The organism is Streptomyces sp. NPDC000345, from assembly GCF_042898825.1.
Taxonomy (GTDB): Bacteria; Actinomycetota; Actinomycetes; order Streptomycetales; family Streptomycetaceae; genus Streptomyces.
In genome coordinates, this window is record NZ_JBIAZE010000011.1 from 274,212 (window position 1) to 291,434 (window position 17,223).

Below are 17,223 nucleotides of genomic sequence, written 5' to 3' on the forward strand. Positions count from 1 at the left end.
CGCCGCCCGTGCCGCACACCGCGGCCGCGGCAGTCGTGCCTCCCACCGCCCCAAGGGCCTGAGGGACCCCCGGGCGGCCCGGCGGCCCGGCCGCACCCGGCCGGCGCGGCGAGCACACCCCACCCGCCCCGCACGAACCCCCCGCATCCCGAACCCGACGAGGTACCCATGCCCCCCTCCCCGCTGAGCCGCCGCACCGTCCTCGCCGGCACGGCTGCCGCCGCCGCGCTCACCGCCGCCCCCTCCTCCCACGGGCGCGCGGAGGCCGCGGACTCCACCGGAGCCGCACCCGCCTACCGCTGGCGCACCGCCGTCATCGGCGGCACCGGCTTCGTCACCGGCGTCCTGTTCCACCCCACCGTCCGCGGCCTCGCCTACGCCCGCACCGACATCGGCGGCGCGTACCGGTGGGACGACCGGGCCGCCCGCTGGACCCCCCTCACCGATCACCTCGGCTGGGACGACTGGAACCTCCTCGGCGTGGAGGCCCTCGCCGTCGACCCCGCCCACCCGGACCGTCTCTACCTCGCCCTCGGCACCTACGCCCAGTCCTGGGCCGGCAACGGCGCGATCCTGTGCTCCGAGGACCGCGGCGCCACCTGGACCCGGACCGACCTCACCGTGAAGCTCGGCGCCAACGAGGACGGCCGGGGCGCGGGGGAGCGCCTCCTCGTCGACCCGCGCGACAGCGACACCCTCTGGCTGGGCACGCGGCACGACGGGCTCCTGAAGTCGACGGACCGGGGCGCCACCTGGACGGCCGTCAGTGCCTTCCCCGGCACCCCGACCGCAGCGGGCCAGGGCGTCACCCTCCTCGTCGCCGCCGGCCGCGCCCTCTACGCCGGCTGGGGCGATTCCGACGGCACCGCCGGCTCGCCCCGCCTCTTCCGCACCACCGACGGCACCACCTGGGAAGCCGTCCCCGGGCAGCCCTCCGGCACCTCCGCCAAGGTCCCCGTCCGCGCCGCCTGGGACCGCCACACCCGCGAGCTGTACGTGACGTACGCCGACGCGCCCGGCCCCAACGGGCAGTCCGACGGCAGCGTGCACAAGCTCGCCACCACGAGCGGCAGATGGACCGACGTGACCCCGGCCGAGCCCGGCGGCACCACGAGCGACGGCTCCGCCGACACCTTCGGCTACGGAGGCGTCGCCGTGGACGCCCGCCGCCCCGGCACCCTCGTCGTCTCCACCAACAACCGCTGGGCGGCCGTCGACACCCTCTACCGGACCACCGACGGCGGCCGCACCTGGACCTCCCTGAAGGACTCCGCGGTCCTCGACGTGTCCGAGACGCCGTTCCTCACCTTCGGCGCCGACCGGCCCAAGTTCGGCTGGTGGATCCAGGCCGTCGCCGTCGACCCGTACGACTCGCGGCACGTGGTCTACGGCACCGGCGCCACCCTCTACGGCACCCGGGACCTCAGGCACTGGGCCCCGCAGGTGCGCGGACTGGAGGAGACCTCCGTACGTCAGCTGATCTCGCCCCCGGCCGGGGAGGCGCACCTGATCAGCGGCCTCGGGGACGTCGGCGTGATGTACCACGAGCGGCTCACGGCGTCCCCGTCACGGGGCATGGCCACGAACCCCGTGTTCGGGTCGGCGACGGGACTCGCGCAGGCCGCGGCCGAGCCGTCGTACGTCGTGCGCACCGGCTGGGGCGACCACGGCAACGGCGCCCGCTCCCACGACGGCGGCAGGACCTGGGCGCCCTTCGCGGCCCAGCCCGCCCTCGCCAAGGACGCGCCGGGGCCCATCGCCGTCAACGCCGACGCCGGCGTGCTGCTGTGGACCTTCGTGCACTGGGACGGCACCAGGTACCCGGCGCACCGCTCGGCGGACGACGGCGCGACCTGGACCGAGGTCCCCTCCTTCCCGAAGGGCGCCACACCGCTCGCCGACCCGGTCGACCCGGCGCGTTTCTACGCGTACGACACCGACACGGGCACCCTGTACGCCAGCACCGACAGCGGCCGCACCTTCACCGCGCGGGCGACCGGACTGCCCTCCGGGGACAGCCAGTTCCAGCTGGCCGCGGCCCCGGGGCGCTCCGGCGACCTGTGGCTGAGCGCCAAGTGGAACGGCCTGTACCGGTCCACCGACGGCGGGGCGACCTTCACCAAGGTCACCAGCTGCTGGGCCTCGTACACCCTCGCCTTCGGCAAGGCGGCCGACGGCGCCGACTACCCGGCGGTCTACCAGGTCGGCTCCACGGACGCGATCACCGCCGTGTACCGCTCCGACGACGCCGCGAAGACCTGGGTGCGGATCAACGACGACCGGCACCAGTGGGGCTGGATCGGCGCGGCCATCGCCGCCGACCCGCGCATCCACGGCCGTGTCTACATCGCCACCAACGGGCGCGGCATCCAGTACGGGGAGCCCGTCCGATGACCGCGCCCGCCCGGTCCGCCCGGCCCACCCTCGCCGACGCCACCCGGGGCCGCCTCCTCTTCGGCGGCGACTACAACCCCGAGCAGTGGCCCGAGGAGACCTGGCAGGAGGACGTCCGGCTGATGCGCGAGGCCGGCGTCAACTCCGTCACCCTCGGTGTCTTCTCCTGGACGAAGATCGAACCCGAGCCGGGAGCAAGGGAGTTCGGCTGGCTGGACCGCCTCATGGACCTGATGCACGACAACGGCATCGGTGTCGTCCTCGCCACCCCCACCTCCTCCCCGCCCCCGTGGCTCGGCCGGCTCCACCCGGACACCCTGCCGCGCACCGAGGACGGCCGGACCGAATGGTGGGGCGGCCGCCAGCACTTCTCCCACTCCAGCGCCACGTACCGCCGGCACGCCGCCGCCCTCACCGAGGACCTGGCCGCCCGCTACGCCGGCCACCCCGCCCTCACCCTGTGGCACATCAACAACGAGTACTGCACGGCCGACCACGGCGACGAGGCGGCCGCCCGCTTCCGCCGCTGGCTGCGCGCCAGGTACGGCACCCTCGACGCCCTCAACACCGCCTGGGGCACGGCGTTCTGGAGCCAGGGCTACGACACCTGGGACGGCATCCTGCCCCCGCGCACCCCGCACTACCTGAAGAACCCCACCCAGGTGCTGGACTTCCGGCGCTTCACCTCCGACATGCTCCTGGAGTGCTACCTCGCCGAGCGGGACATCGTCGCCCGGCACACCCCGCACATCCCGGTCACCACCAACTTCATGCCGCTGTTCTCCGGCCAGGACGCCTGGCGCTGGGCCGAGGAGGAGGACGTCGTCTCCGTCGACCTCTACCCCGACCCGCGCGACCCGCTGGGCCCCCAGCACGGGGCGCTGGTCCAGGACCTGACCCGGTCCCAGGCACGCGGCCCCTGGATGCTGATGGAACAGGCGGCCGGCCCCGTCAACTGGCGGGGGGTCAACCACCCCAAGCCGCGCGGCCTCAACCGCCTCTGGTCCCTCCAGGCGGTGGCCCGCGGCGCGGACGCCGTCTGCTACTTCCAGTGGCGTCAGTCCCGCCAGGGCGCCGAGAAGTTCCACTCCGGCATGGTCAGCCACGCCGGCGAACACGGCCGTACCTTCCAGGAGGTCAAGCGGCTGGGTGCCGAACTGGCCGCCCTCGGCGCCCACACGGCCGGCCGCCCCGTGCGGTCCGACGTCGCCCTCCTGCACGACTGGCACGCATGGTGGGCCGGCAGCCAGGACGGCCGCCCGTCCACGCGGGTCGACCACCCGGCCGTACTCCACGCCTGGCACCGCGCCCTGTGGGAGGCCGGGTTCGCCACCGACTTCGCCCACCCCGCACACGACCTCACCCGGTACAAGGTGGTCGTCGTCCCCCAGCTGTACGCCATGACGGACCAGGCGATCGACAACCTGCTCGGCTTCGTCCGCGCCGGCGGCACCCTCGTCTCCGGATTCCTCACCGGGGTCGCCGACGAGGACGACCGGATCCGCCCGGGCGGCATGGACCCCCGGCTGCGCGAGCTGTTCGGCATCCGCGTCCTGCACGAGTGGTGGCCGCTGGAGGCGGGGGAGACCGCCGAGTGCGACGGCTTCCGGGGCACCCTGTGGTCGGAGGAGCTGGAGGCCTCGGGCGAGGTGGTGGAGGCCCGCTACAAGGGCGGTGAACTCGACGGACTGCCCGCCGTACTGCGGCGCGACCGGGCCTGGTACCTCTCCACGCTTCCCGAGCCCGACGCCCTGCGCGCCCTGCTCACCCGGATCGCGAACGGCGCGGGCGTCCGGCCCGTCCTCGAAGGGCTTCCGCCGGGCGTCGAGGCCGTCCGCCGGGGCGAGCTGCTGTTCCTCCTGCACCACGGCCGCGAGCCGGTGACCGTCGCCGTCCCCGGCACCCACCACGACCTGCTGACCGGCACCGACTTCACGGACGAGATCACCCTCGGCCGCTACGGCGTGGTGGTGTTGCACCCATGACCCACGCCCCCGCCACCCATCCCGTCCACGGCACCTGGGAGCCCGAGCCCGCCGCCCGCTGGGAGGACGCCTTCCTCAGCGGCAACGGCCACCACGGCACCCTCACGTTCGGCGACCCGAACGACGACTGTGTCATCGTCACCCACCACACCCTGGTCCGCCCCAACGGCGCCGAACACGCCCGCCCGCCGCAGCTCGCCGCCGCCCTCCCCGACCTCCAGGACCGGTTGCTCGGCGGTGAGCTCACGGCCGCCGAGGGCTTCACCGACCACCGCCCCCTGCAGTGGGTCCAGCCCTTCCACCCGGCCTTCCGGATCCGGCTGCGCAGACCCTCCCCGGCCGAGCCGAGCCGCTACCGCCGCTCCGTCGACTACACCACCGGCGAGACCACCGCCACCTGCGCGGGCTGGACCGGCCGTGGCTTCGTCTCCCGCGCCGACGACGTGATCGTCCACCAGGTCACCACCCCCGACCTGGACATCTCCCTGGACCACCGGCTCCCCGGCGCGCCCGTCGGCCTCGCCGTCGGCCACGGCGCCGTCCTCACCCCGGACGGCGCCCTGCTCACCCTGCGCGCCCGCTACCCCGGCGGCGAGCGCGCCTACACGGGCGTGACCCTCGTCGCCGTCACCGGCGGCCGCACCGCACTCACCCTGCCCGGCGTACGGATCACCGGCGCGCGGTCCGTGCTCCTCCTCACCCGGGTGCGCCGCCACACCGGCGAACTCGACGTCATCGGGGAGCAGCGCGCCCTCGCCGGCCTGCCGCTCTCCTACGACGCCCTCCTCGACCGCCACCTCGCCCTGCACCGCACCGCCTACGACCGGGTCACCCTCGACCTGCACGCCGATCCCGCCGAACGCGCCCTCCCCGGCTCCGAGCTGCTGAAACGCCCCCGCAGCACGGCGCTCCTGGAACGCCTCTTCGCCGCCGGCCGCTACCACCTGCTCTCCTCCTCCGGTCTCAACCCGCCCCGGCTGCCCGGCCTGTGGACCGGCGACTGGGACACCGCCTGGTCCGGCGCGTTCACCCACGACGCCAACGTCAACCTCCAGACCGCCTCCGCGACGGCCGCCGCCCTCCCCGAGGTGACCGAAGCCCTCGCCGCCCTGATCCACCGCCAGTTCGACGACTGGCGGGAGAACGCCCGCGCGGTCTTCGGCACCCGGGGCGTGGTCGCGCCCGCGCACAGCGACGGTGAGTCCGGGCTGACGTACCACTTCAGCCGCGAGTACCCCCTGCACCTGTGGACCGCCGGAGCCGACTGGCTGCTCAAGCCGCTCGTCGACCACGACGAGTCCCGCGGCGCCCGCGACCCGCGCACCGCCGCCGCCCTCGCCGAGGTCGCCCGCTTCTACGAGGACTTCCTGACCCGCACGGACGCCGACGGACGGCTCGTCGTCGTCCCCTCCTACTCACCCGAGAACCGCCCCGGCAACGCCGGCTGGGGCGCCCTCAACGCGGCCATGGACCTCTCGGCGGCCCGGCACGCGCTGCTCACCGCCGCCGACTACCACCCCGGCCCGGACGCCGACCGGTGGCGTGCCCTCGCCGACCGCCTTCCCCCGCACCGGACCAACGCCGACGGCGCCCTCGCCGAATGGGCCTGGCCGGGCCTCCGGGACACCTACGACCACCGCCACCTCAGCCACCTCTACGGCGTCTGGCCGCTGGACGAGATCAACCCCTACGACACCCCGCGCCTGGCGGCCGCCGCGCACCGCGCGCTCGAACTGCGCGGCGCCGAGAACGACTCCGCGCACGGCCACCTCCACCACGCCCTGATCGCGGCCCGGCTGTGCGACGGCCGGCGGGTCGCACACGCGCTCACCCAGGTCCTGGAGGGGGACTTCTTCCACGCCTCCCTGATGAGCGCCCACTACCCCCACCGCGACGTCTACAACGCGGACGCCGCCCACACCCTGCCCGCCGTGCTGATCGAGGCGCTCGTCCACTCGACCCCCGACCGGCTGGTCCTGCTCCCCGCGCCCGACCCGGCGCTCCCGTCGGGCGAACTGCGGGGCGTGCGCACCCGGTTCGGCGCCGAACTCGACCTCACCTGGGGTCCCGGCGGGGCGCGGGCCGTCCTGAAGCCGCACCGCACGCACCGCATCGAACTCCGGACTTCCTCCGGCGACCCGCGGTCCCTCGACCTGGTCGCCGGAGAGGACCACGTCCTCACCCTGGGGACGTGGTAGCTCCCCCCACCCATGGAAGGGACACCATGGCAGCGACACACACCCCCGGCAGGATCACCAAGGCCCTGCTCGCCCCCGCCCTCGCGCTCGGCGCCACCGTCGGCCTCGCCGCCGCCCCGGCCCAGGCCGCCGTCTGGAGCTCCTGCGACCAGTGGGGCAACACCAGCCTGAACGGCTACACCCTGTACAACAACATCTGGGGTTCCGGTGCCGGCAGCCAGTGCTTCTGGGCCAACTCCGGCACCAACTGGGGCGTCTGGGCCGACCACCCCAACACCGGCGGCATCAAGTCGTACCCCAACTCCAAGAAGGTGATCAACAAGACGATCACCTCCCTCGGCTCGCTCACCAGCAGCTACAACGTCACCGTCCCGTCCTCCGGCGCGTACAACACGTCGTACGACATCTGGGACACCGACTACGACTACGAGATCATGCTCTGGGTCAACAAGACCGGAGCCGTCGGCCCCCTCGGCACCTCGCAGGGGAGCGTGACGCTCGGCGGTCACACCTGGACCGTCTACAAGGGCGACAACGGTGCCAACGAGGTCTTCTCCTTCGTGCGCACCTCGAACTCCACCTCCGGCACCGTCAACATCCTGCCGATCCTGAAGTGGATCAAGGACACCAAGGGCTGGTTCGGCAACGAGACCATCGGGGACGTGCAGTTCGGCTTCGAGATCACCTCGTCGTCCGGCGGGCTCGACTTCCGGACCAACAGCGAGACGGTGAGCAGCAGCTGACCCCCGGGGCCGGGGCCGGCCGGTGCTTCTACGCCCGGTCGACCTCGGCCCGCAGCGCGTTGTAACCGGCGAAAGCCGTCTCGACGTCCGCGCGGGTGAGGCCGTAGCGGGCCAGGTCGTAGTGGTGCGGCCGGCTGCCCTTGGGGCGGGCGGCCACCTCGGGCAGCCGGGCCGCGTCGGCGTCGGTCCAGCGGGCGCCCACGGCCTCGTAGAGCTTCGGGGCGCCCGAGGCGGGGTCGGAGCCGAGCCAGGAGTACGGGACGTCGATCAGCGCCTCGCGGGGGATCGCGGCGCGGGCGGCGAGGCCGCGGGTCATGGACCGGCTCAGCAGCTCCAGCCAGGTGGCGCCCAGCTCGTGCAGGTCCAGGGGGCGCAGCGTGAGGGCCATGCCGTGCTCGATCAGGCTGCAGAAGGACGGCACGACGGCCGCCGGATCGCGGTGGGTCCACACGATCGTGGCGTCCGGGAAGACGGACAGCAGCGCGTCGAGGTTCCCGGTGTGCAGGGGGGACTTCAGCACCCAGCGGCGGCGCGGACGGCCGTGCTGGAGGACCTGGTAGACCTGCTTCAGATACGCGTAGTCGGCGGTGAAGTCCCGCGTCTGGAGCCGGGCCCGGTACTCGGGGATGCGCGCCTGGGACAGCGGCATGACCGTGTGCGGCAGGGCGAAGGTGCACTCGTCGGGGCCCTCCGCGGACATCGGGTGGATGTCGCGGTAGCGCGGGGAGAACAGGTTGATCGCGCCGACCATCATGCGCGCGGCCGCGATCGCCCTCTTCCGCTGCCGGGGCGTGCCCTTGAGGTCCGGGGTCAGCAACTCCCACAGGCGGGGACATCGGTGTTCTCCGGACAGCGACAGCACGCCGTGGGTGAGGGTGGTGGCGGTGCGCGGCAGGCCTACGACGAACACCGGTCGCTCCACCGGCTCCTGCGCGATCTCCGGGTGCTCGGCGATCAGCCGCCGTACCCGCGCGCGGTTGTCCAGGTGCCGGCGCACATGGCCCTGCGCCGACCACCAGCCGACCGGGGTGAGGTGCTCGTCCCGGGCCCAGTGGCGCAACAGGAACCGGAACTCGGCGGTGAATTCCGCACCCGCCGCCCCGGCCCCGGCGGCCAGGCGGTCGAAGGCGCGGTCGGGGGTGCGGCGGGACCCGAATCCGGGCCTGAGCAGCAGATTGGCGAGGGTGAGGGGGAGCGGGGCGGAGGACATGGCAGCAAGCCCTTTCAGGAGCGGACGAGGGAGGGTTTGTGCCCCCACAACTGCCGCTCCATGCAAGGGAGTTGCCTGATTCACCGGGAGGTGACCGGCGTCCCCCGCCCCACGGTCGCTATTCGGCCACCGGCAGCCGCGCCCCGTCCCGCAGGAACAGCGGGATCCGGTCCAGCGGGGCGTCGACCGTCACGGCCGCACCCCCCTCGTACGTCTCACCCGTCCACGCGTCCGTCCAGGTGGCGCCCGCCGGCAGGTGGACCGTGCGGTCCGTGGCGCCCGCCGTGAGCACCGGCGCCACCAGCAGGTCGCGGCCGAACAGATAGGCGTCGTCGACCGTCCAGGCCGCCCGGTCCCCGGGGAACTCCAGGAACAGCGGCCGCATCGGCGGCAGCCCCTCCTCGTGGGCCTCCCGCATGACCTCCAGCACGTACGGCTTCAGCCGCTCGCGCAGCCGCAGGTACTTCTCCAGGACCGCCCCCGCCTCCTCGCCGTACGACCACACCTCGTTGGGGCCGCCCGTCATCTCGGGGCCCAGCGGCATGCCCGGGTCGCGGAAGCCGTGCAGCCGCATCAGCGGGGACAGCGCGCCGAACTGGAACCAGCGGACCATCACCTCCCGGTACGCCGGGTCGTCCGGGTCGCCGCCGTGGAAGCCGCCGATGTCGGTGTTCCACCACGGGATGCCCGACAGCGCGGTGTTGAGGCCGGCCGCGATCTGGCGGCGCAGGGTCGGGAAGTCGGTGCCGATGTCACCCGACCACAGGGCGGCGCCGTAGCGCTGACTGCCCGCCCACGCCGAGCGGTTGAGGGTGACCACCTCCTCGCCCTCCGCGCGCAGGCCCTCGTAGAAGGTGCGGGCGTTCTCGGCCGGGTAGAGGTTGCCGACCTCCAGGCCCGGGCCCGCCCAGTAGCGCAGGTTCTCCTGGAAACCGGGCTTCAGCTCCGGCTCGCAGGCGTCCAGCCAGAACGCCGTGATCCCGTACGGGGCGAGGTAGTTGTCCCGGACGCGCGACCACACGAACTCCCGGGCGCCGGGGTTCGTCGCGTCGTAGAAGGCCACCTGGACCGTCGAGGCGACCTCCTTGTCCGGCCAGTCGGCGTGCGCCGGCGGGCCGTACTGGGTGCCGATGAAGTGGCCGCGCTGCTCCATCAGCGAGTGGTTCTCGCTCAGCGGCGACACCGACGGCCACACGCTCACCACCAGCTTGACGCCCAGCTCGTCCAGTTCGCGGACCATCGCCGCCGGGTCCGGCCACTCCGCGGGGTCGAACTTCCAGTCGCCCAGATGCGTCCAGTGGAAGAAGTCGCACACGATCGCGGAGAGCGGCAGGCCCCGGCGCTTGTACTCCCGTGCCACGGCGAGGAGTTCGTCCTGGGTGCGGTAGCGCAGCTTGCACTGCCAGAAGCCCGCCGCCCACTCCGGCAGCATCGGCGTGCGGCCCGTCACCGCGCTGTAGCGGCGCTGGCCGTCGGCCGGGGTGCCGACGGTGATCCAGTAGTCGATCTGGCGGGCGGAGTCGGCCACCCAGCGGGTGCCGTTCCCGGCCAGCTCCACCCGGCCGATCGCCGGGTTGTTCCACAGCAGGGTGTAGCCGCGGCTGGAGGTGAGCACCGGGATGCCCACCTCGGCGTTGCGCTGGACCAGGTCGAGGACGAGCCCCTTCTGGTCGAACCGGCCGTGCTGGTGCTGGCCCAGGCCGTACAGCTTCTCGTCCTCGTACGCGGCGAACCGCTGCTCCAGCCGGTGACTGCCGTGTCCGACAGGCGTGTAGAGCCGCGACCCCGGCCACCAGAAGTGGGCCCGCTCCTCGGCCAGCACCTCGCCGCCGTCGTCCGTGCGCAGAAAGCGGATCAGGCCCTCGGCGTCCACCGCGACGGTCAGCGCGCCGACGGTCAGCCGCCCCTGCCCGTCCTCGATCTTGAGGGTGGACGGCGTCGCCGGGGCGTCGTCGAGCAGGGCGCCCGGCAGTCCGTCGAGCACGGGGCCGCCGAGCCGGGCCCGTACCCGGACCGCGTCCGGTCCCCACGGCTCGATGCGCAGGGTCTCCTGGCGGCCGCTCCACTCCAGCGCGCCGTCCCGCTCGCACAAGACGCCGACGGTGGGGGACGACTGCGCGAGGCTGACCTGAGGCTGGTTTTCGGCGGGCTGATTCACGTGGGTGCTCCTGTGCTCCTGAGGAGTGCGGACATGGGGGTGCCCCGGCATGGCACAACAGCGACAAGAAAGCGGAGTGGGGGCAGGAGTGGGTCGGGGGCCGGGCGGGGTGGGTCAGGAGAGGACCGGCGCCGGGCCCGTGCTCGCCCGGACCGTCAGCTCGGGTGCGATCAGCACGACGTCGTCCTTGCCGCGCCCGTCGAGCTTGGCGACGAGATGCTCCACGGCGTACCGGCCCATCTCCTGTGCGGGGATGGCGACCGAGGTCAGCCGCACGGACGCCTGGACGGCGACCTGGTCGGGGCAGATCGCGACCACAGACACGTCCTCGGGGACGGCCCGGCCCTGCTGACGCAGCAGCGCGAGCAGCGGCTCGACCGCCGACTCGTTCTGGACGACGAACCCGGTCGTGCCCGGGCGTTCGTCGAGGACGCGGGCGAGGGTGACGGCCATCGCGTCGTACCCGCCCTCGCAGGAGCGGTGCAGCAGCCGTACGCCCAGCTCCCTGGAGCGGGAACGCAGTCCGTCGAGCGTGCGCTCGGCGAAGCCGGTGTGCCGTTCGTACACCGCGGGGGCCTCGCCGATGACAGCGATGTCGCGGTGACCCAGCGTCGCGAGGTGCTCCACGCACAGCGCGCCGGTGGCCGCGAAGTCGAGGTCGACACAGGTGAGGCCCGAGGTGTCGGCGGGCAGCCCGATCAGCACGGAGGGCTGGTCCGTCGCCCGCAGCAACGGCAGCCGCTCGTCGTCGAGTTGCACGTCCATCAGGATCATCGCGTCGGCGAGCCCGCTGCCGGTGACGCGGCGGACCGCGTCCGGGCCCTCCTCGCCGGTGAGCAGCAGGACGTCGTAGCCATGGGTGCGGGCCGTGGTGGCCACCGCGATGGCGATCTCCATCATCACCGGCACGTACATGTCGGTGCGCAGCGGGATCATCAGCGCGATGATGTTCGACCTGCTGCTGGCCAGCGCCCGCGCCCCCGCGTTCGGGTGGTAGCCCAGCTCGCGGATGCTCTGCTCGACCCGCTGCCGGGTGGTCGCGGAGATGGACCGCTTGCCGCTGAGGACATAGCTCACCGTGCTCGCCGAGACTCCGGCGTGCTGGGCGACCTCGGCGAGGGTGACCATCCAGCTCTCCAAGATTTGTGAAGCGCTTCGACAGTGCGCAAGGTGAACACGGGCGAGTGAGGGTGCTTCGACAGTAGCCCCAGCAGGGGTGGGTGTCCATAGGTTGTCGAAGCGCTTCGACAGCGAGTTGTGGCGGAATCGTGGAGAAGGTGCGCTCTGCCTACCACGTGCAAGCGCTCACCGGCGAGAGAGGGCCGGGAGAAGACGCGGAGGCACTCGTCCGGCGCAAGCCGCCGGGCAGACGACACGGAGCGTCTCCGGCACCGGGTCCGACACGGGGTCCGGCACCGAGGTGTCCGGGGGAACCGGTCGCCTCGGCACCGGGTCCTCCTCCGTCGCCATCGGCCGAGGCGGGCCGAACGGGCACGCGAAGGGTGGCGGGGTCGTCCCGGATCGGGTACCAACGATCGAGTAGCACCGATCGGTAACCGATGTGGTCCAAGATCCCTATTCGCGGCGAGGTGAGCCTCATGTCCGCACCACCCCTCAAGAAACCCACCGTCACCGAGCGTGAGGCACGCCAGGTGGCGGAGGCCGCCCGGGAGCAGGACTGGCGCAAGCCCAGCTTCGCCAAGGAACTGTTCCTGGGCCGCTTCCGCCTCGACCTCATCCACCCCCACCCGCTCCCCACCGAAGAGGCCGTCCGGCGCGGCGAGCAGTTCCTGGCCAAACTCCGCACGTTCTGCGAGACGAAGATCGACGGAGCGCTGATCGAGCGCGAGGCCCGCATCCCCGACGAGGTCGTCCACGGGCTCAAGGAACTCGGCGCCCTCGGCATGAAGATCGACCCCAAGTACGGCGGCCTCGGCCTCACCCAGGTGTACTACAACAAGGCGCTGGCCCTGATCGGCTCGGCCAGCCCGGCGGTCGGCGTCCTGCTGTCGGCCCACCAGTCGATCGGCGCACCGCAGCCGCTGAAGCTGTTCGGCACCCCCGAACAGAAGCAGGCCTTCCTGCCGCGCTGCGCCACCACCGCCATCAGCGCCTTCCTGCTCACCGAGCCGGACGTCGGCTCCGACCCGGCGCGGCTCGCGACGACCGCGGTGCCCGACGGGGACGACTACGTCCTCGACGGGGTGAAGCTGTGGACGACCAACGGCGTGGTCGCCGACCTGCTGGTCGTGATGGCCCGGGTCCCGAAGAGCGACGGCCACCCGGGCGGCATCACCGCCTTCGTCGTGGAGAGCGACTCGCCCGGCATCACCGTGGAGAACCGCAACGCGTTCATGGGCCTGCGCGGCATCGAGAACGGTGTCACCCGCCTCCACCAGGTCCGGGTCCCCGCCGCGAACCGCATCGGCCCCGAGGGCGCCGGCCTCAAGATCGCCCTGACGACCCTCAACACAGGCCGGCTCTCCCTGCCCGCGTCCTGCGTGGCCGCCGGCAAGTGGTGTCTGAAGATCGCCCGCGAGTGGTCGACGGCCCGTGAGCAGTGGGGCAAGCCGATCGCGCACCACGAGGCGGTCGGCGCGAAGATCAGCTTCATCGCGGCCACCACCTTCGCCCTGGAAGCCGTCCTCGACCTCTCCTCGCAGATGGCCGACGAGGACCGCAACGACATCCGCATCGAGGGCGCGCTGGCCAAGCTCTTCGCCTCCGAGATGGGCTGGCGGATGGCCGACGAACTCGTCCAGATCCGCGGCGGCCGCGGCTTCGAGACCGCCGAGTCGCTGAAAGCCCGCGGCGAGCGCGCGGTCCCCGCCGAACAGGTCCTGCGCGACCTGCGCATCAACCGCATCTTCGAGGGCTCCACCGAGATCATGCACCTGCTCATCGCGCGCGAGGCCGTCGACGCCCACCTCTCCGTCGCCGGCGACCTCATCGACCCCGACAAGTCCCTCCAGGACAAGGCCAGGGCGGGCGCCAACGCGGGTGTCTTCTACGCCAAGTGGCTTCCGAAACTGGTCGCGGGAGCGGGCCAGCTGCCGTCGTCGTACACGGAGTTCAAGCACGGCGGCGCGGACCTCTCCGCGCACCTGCGCTTCGTCGAACGGCACGCCCGCAAGCTCGCCCGCTCCACCTTCTACGCCATGTCCCGCTGGCAGGGCCGGATGGAGACCAAGCAGGGCTTCCTCGGCCGGATCGTCGACATCGGCGCGGAGCTGTTCGCGATGAGCGCGGCCTGCGTCCGGGCCGAGCTGCTGCGCTCACGCGGCGAGAACGGCCGGGAGGCCTACCGGCTCGCCGACGCCTTCTGCCGCCAGTCCCGGCTGCGCGTCGACGAACTCTTCACCCGCCTGTGGAGCAACACCGACGACCTGGACCGCAGGGTCGTCAAGGACGTCCTCGCGGGCAGCTACGAGTGGCTGGAACAGGGCATCCTCGACACGTCCGGAGAAGGCCCCTGGATCGCCGACACGACCCCCGGTCCCAGTGAACGGGAGAACGTCCACCGCTCGATCGGGTGAGACACCCCCGGCACGGTGACAGGGTGCCCTCCTCGGGGGGCACCCTGTCCCTGCCGCCCCCGCGGTGCGGCCACAATGGAGGGATGAGCGACAGTCCAGCCCCACTCGCCGACCCCCATCTCGTCTACGACCCGGTGGGCGACGGCCCCAAGGACGTGGTGGTCCTCGGCTCCACCGGATCGATCGGCACCCAGGCCGTCGACCTCGTGCTGCGCAACCCCGACCGGTTCCGCGTCACCGGCCTGTCCGCCCACGGCGGCCGGGTCGCCCTCCTCGCCGAGCAGGCCCGCCGGCTGCGGGTGCGGACCGTCGCGGTCGCCCGCGAGGACGTCGTACCGGCCCTGCGCGAGGCGCTGCGCGCGCAGTACGGCGCCGCGGAGCCGCTCCCCGAGGTCCTCGCCGGACCGGACGCGGCCACCCAGCTCGCCGCCTCCGGCTGTCACACCGTCCTGAACGGCATCACGGGCTCCATCGGCCTCGCGCCCACCCTCGCCGCCCTGGAGGCGGGCCGCACCCTCGCGCTCGCCAACAAGGAGTCGCTCATCGTCGGCGGCCCGCTGGTCAAGGCGCTCGCCAAGCCCGGCCAGATCATCCCGGTCGACTCCGAGCACGCCGCCCTCTTCCAGGCCCTCGCCGCCGGCACCCGCGCCGACGTCCGCAAGCTCGTCGTCACCGCCTCCGGCGGCCCCTTCCGCGGCCGTACGAGGGCGCAGCTGGCCAACGTCACCGTCGAGGACGCCCTGGCCCACCCCACCTGGTCCATGGGCCCGGTGATCACGATCAACTCCGCGACCCTCGTCAACAAGGGGCTGGAGGTCATCGAGGCGCACCTCCTCTACGACATTCCCTTCTCGCGGATTGAGGTGGTCGTGCACCCGCAGTCGTATGTCCACTCGATGGTTGAGTTCACGGACGGATCGACACTGGCCCAGGCGACGCCCCCCGACATGCGCGGGCCCATCGCCATCGGCCTCGGCTGGCCGCAGCGCGTCCCCGACGCGGCGCCCGCCTTCGACTGGAGCACCGCCTCTACGTGGGAGTTCTTCCCCCTCGACAACGAGGCCTTCCCCTCGGTCAACCTCGCCCGGCACGTGGGCGAGCTCGCGGGGACGGCCCCCGCGGTGTTCAATGCCGCCAACGAGGAGTGCGTGGAGGCGTTCCGCACCGGCGCGCTGCCCTTCAACGGGATCATGGACACCGTGACCCGGATCGTCGAGGAGCACGGCACCCCGGTCACGGGAACCTCACTCACCGTGTCGGACGTCCTCGAAGCGGAGACCTGGGCGCGCGCCCGCGCCCGGGAACTGACGGCACAGACGGCGGAGGCCCGCGCATGACGACCCTGATGTTCATCCTCGGGATAGTGGTCTTCGCGGTGGGCCTGCTCTTCTCGATCGCCTGGCACGAGCTGGGCCACCTCTCCACGGCGAAGATGTTCGGCATCCGGGTGCCCCAGTACATGGTCGGCTTCGGCCCGACCATCTGGTCGCGCCGGAAGGGCGACACCGAGTACGGCATCAAGGCCATCCCGCTCGGCGGCTACATCCGCATGATCGGCATGTTCCCGCCCGGCGACGACGGCCGGATCACGGCCCGCTCCACCTCCCCCTGGCGCGGCATGATCGAGGACGCCCGCTCGGCCGCCTTCGAGGAGCTCCAGCCCGGCGACGAGACCCGCATGTTCTACACGCGCAAGCCGTGGAAACGGGTCATCGTCATGTTCGCCGGCCCGTTCATGAACCTGATCCTCGCGATCGGCCTGTTCCTCACCGTGCTCATGGGCTTCGGCATCCAGCAGGAGACCACCACCGTCGGCTCGGTCTCGCCCTGCGTCATCGCGCAGAGCGAGAACCGCGACACCTGCAAGTCGAGCGACAAGGCGTCCCCGGCCGAGGCCGCGGGCCTGAAGAAGGGCGACAAGATCGTCTCCTTCGACGGCGTCCGCACCGAACAGTGGGACACGCTCTCCGACCTCATCCGGGACAGCGCCGGCAAGGACGTGGCGATCGTCGTCGAACGCGGCGGCGAGGACGTCACCCTGCACGCGACCATCGCCACCAACCAGGTCGCCAAGAAGGACGGCTCCGGCGCCTACGTCCAGGGCGAGTACGTGAAGGCCGGCTTCCTCGGCTTCAGCGCGGCCACCGGAGTGGTCCAGCAGGACTTCGGCCAGTCCGTGGAGTGGATGACCGACCACGTCGGCCAGGCCGTCGACTCCCTCGTCGCCCTGCCCGGCAAGATCCCCGCCCTGTGGGACGCCGCCTTCGGCGACGGCCCGCGCGAACCGGACTCCCCGATGGGCATCGTCGGCGCGGCCCGGGTCACCGGCGAGATCGCCACCCTGGACATCCCCGCGTCGCAGCAGCTGGCGATGTTCGTGTTCGTCCTGGCCGGTTTCAACCTCTCCCTGTTCCTGTTCAACATGCTCCCGCTGCTCCCGCTCGACGGCGGGCACATCGCGGGCGCCCTGTGGGAGTCGCTGCGCCGCAACACCGCCAAGGTGCTGCGCAGGCCTGACCCGGGCCCGTTCGACGTGGCGAAGCTGATGCCGGTGGCGTACGTGGTGGCCGGGATCTTCGTCTGCTTCACGATCCTGGTGCTGATCGCCGACGTCGTTAACCCGGTGAGAATCTCCTAGCCGCAGGGCGTCGAGGGCGGCCCGGCACCGTGGGTGCCGGGCCGCCTCGCCTCGGGCGGGTTCCACGACGCAGGGAGGTCCCCCCGCCGGGTGGTTCGAGGCGGGGGAGTGCTCGGGCCTCCGCCGGTGCCGTAATCTCGAAGCCTGGAACCCGCCACTGACGGGACCTGGGCCTTGATCCACGACTTGGGGTTGCACAGCAGATGACTGCGATTTCTCTCGGCATGCCGTCCGTTCCGACCAGGGTTGCCGAGCGCCGGAAGAGCCGGCAGATCCAGGTCGGCTCGGTGGCGGTGGGCGGTGACGCGCCGGTCTCGGTCCAGTCGATGACGACGACGCGTACGTCGGACATCGGGGCGAC

At 72.5% G+C, this 17,223-nt stretch carries 11 protein-coding genes; 8 read left to right on the forward strand and 3 right to left on the reverse strand.

Annotated elements, in window-relative coordinates:
• The first annotated feature begins 168 nt into the window (after window positions 1–168).
• From ACFY30_RS26580 to ACFY30_RS26595, 4 genes are read left to right on the forward strand one after another with little or no spacing between them, the layout of a single operon-like run.
• A complete protein-coding gene (locus ACFY30_RS26580; protein WP_390847631.1) occupies window positions 169–2,394 on the forward strand; it encodes a WD40/YVTN/BNR-like repeat-containing protein in 2,226 nt (741 codons plus the stop codon).
• A complete protein-coding gene (locus ACFY30_RS26585) occupies window positions 2,391–4,379 on the forward strand; it encodes a beta-galactosidase (protein ID WP_390847632.1) in 1,989 nt (662 codons plus the stop codon). Before ACFY30_RS26580 ends, ACFY30_RS26585 begins: the two co-directional genes overlap by 4 nt.
• Entirely contained in the window at window positions 4,376–6,577 is a 2,202-nt protein-coding gene (locus tag ACFY30_RS26590; RefSeq protein ID WP_390847633.1) for a glycoside hydrolase N-terminal domain-containing protein, read from the forward strand. The genes ACFY30_RS26585 and ACFY30_RS26590 overlap by 4 nt, the downstream gene beginning before the upstream one ends.
• A 26-nt stretch (window positions 6,578–6,603) precedes the next feature.
• Window positions 6,604–7,320 (forward strand): hypothetical protein, encoded by a 717-nt coding sequence (locus ACFY30_RS26595; protein ID WP_390847634.1) that lies wholly within the window; start codon window positions 6,604–6,606, stop codon window positions 7,318–7,320.
• A 28-nt stretch (window positions 7,321–7,348) separates the two neighbouring features.
• Here the strand turns inward: ACFY30_RS26595 and ACFY30_RS26600 are convergent, their stop codons facing one another.
• From ACFY30_RS26600 to ACFY30_RS26610, 3 genes are all read right to left on the reverse strand, one after another.
• Entirely contained in the window at window positions 7,349–8,530 is a 1,182-nt protein-coding gene (locus tag ACFY30_RS26600; protein ID WP_390847635.1) for a sulfotransferase family protein, read from the reverse strand.
• Between the two features lie 118 nt (window positions 8,531–8,648).
• A complete protein-coding gene (locus ACFY30_RS26605; protein ID WP_390847636.1) occupies window positions 8,649–10,688 on the reverse strand; it encodes a TIM-barrel domain-containing protein in 2,040 nt (679 codons plus the stop codon).
• A gap of 114 nt (window positions 10,689–10,802) precedes the next feature.
• Entirely contained in the window at window positions 10,803–11,816 is a 1,014-nt protein-coding gene (locus ACFY30_RS26610) for a LacI family DNA-binding transcriptional regulator (protein ID WP_390847637.1), read from the reverse strand.
• A gap of 470 nt (window positions 11,817–12,286) precedes the next feature.
• Between ACFY30_RS26610 and ACFY30_RS26615 the strand changes: the two genes are divergently transcribed.
• From ACFY30_RS26615 to ACFY30_RS26630, 4 genes are all read left to right on the forward strand, one after another.
• Window positions 12,287–14,224, forward strand: a complete 1,938-nt coding sequence (locus ACFY30_RS26615) for an acyl-CoA dehydrogenase family protein (RefSeq protein ID WP_390847638.1) — start codon at window positions 12,287–12,289, stop codon at window positions 14,222–14,224.
• A gap of 83 nt (window positions 14,225–14,307) precedes the next feature.
• The gene (gene dxr / locus ACFY30_RS26620; RefSeq protein ID WP_390847639.1) at window positions 14,308–15,561 is read left to right on the forward strand and encodes a 1-deoxy-D-xylulose-5-phosphate reductoisomerase; all 1,254 of its coding nucleotides are present in this window, start codon (window positions 14,308–14,310) and stop codon (window positions 15,559–15,561) included.
• Between the two features lie 8 nt (window positions 15,562–15,569).
• Window positions 15,570–16,862, forward strand: coding sequence for a M50 family metallopeptidase (locus tag ACFY30_RS26625; protein ID WP_390847645.1), 1,293 nt, complete (start codon window positions 15,570–15,572; stop codon window positions 16,860–16,862).
• A gap of 203 nt (window positions 16,863–17,065) precedes the next feature.
• On the forward strand, window positions 17,066–17,223 hold a 158-nt coding region (locus ACFY30_RS26630; RefSeq protein WP_390847646.1), incomplete at its 3' end, for a flavodoxin-dependent (E)-4-hydroxy-3-methylbut-2-enyl-diphosphate synthase.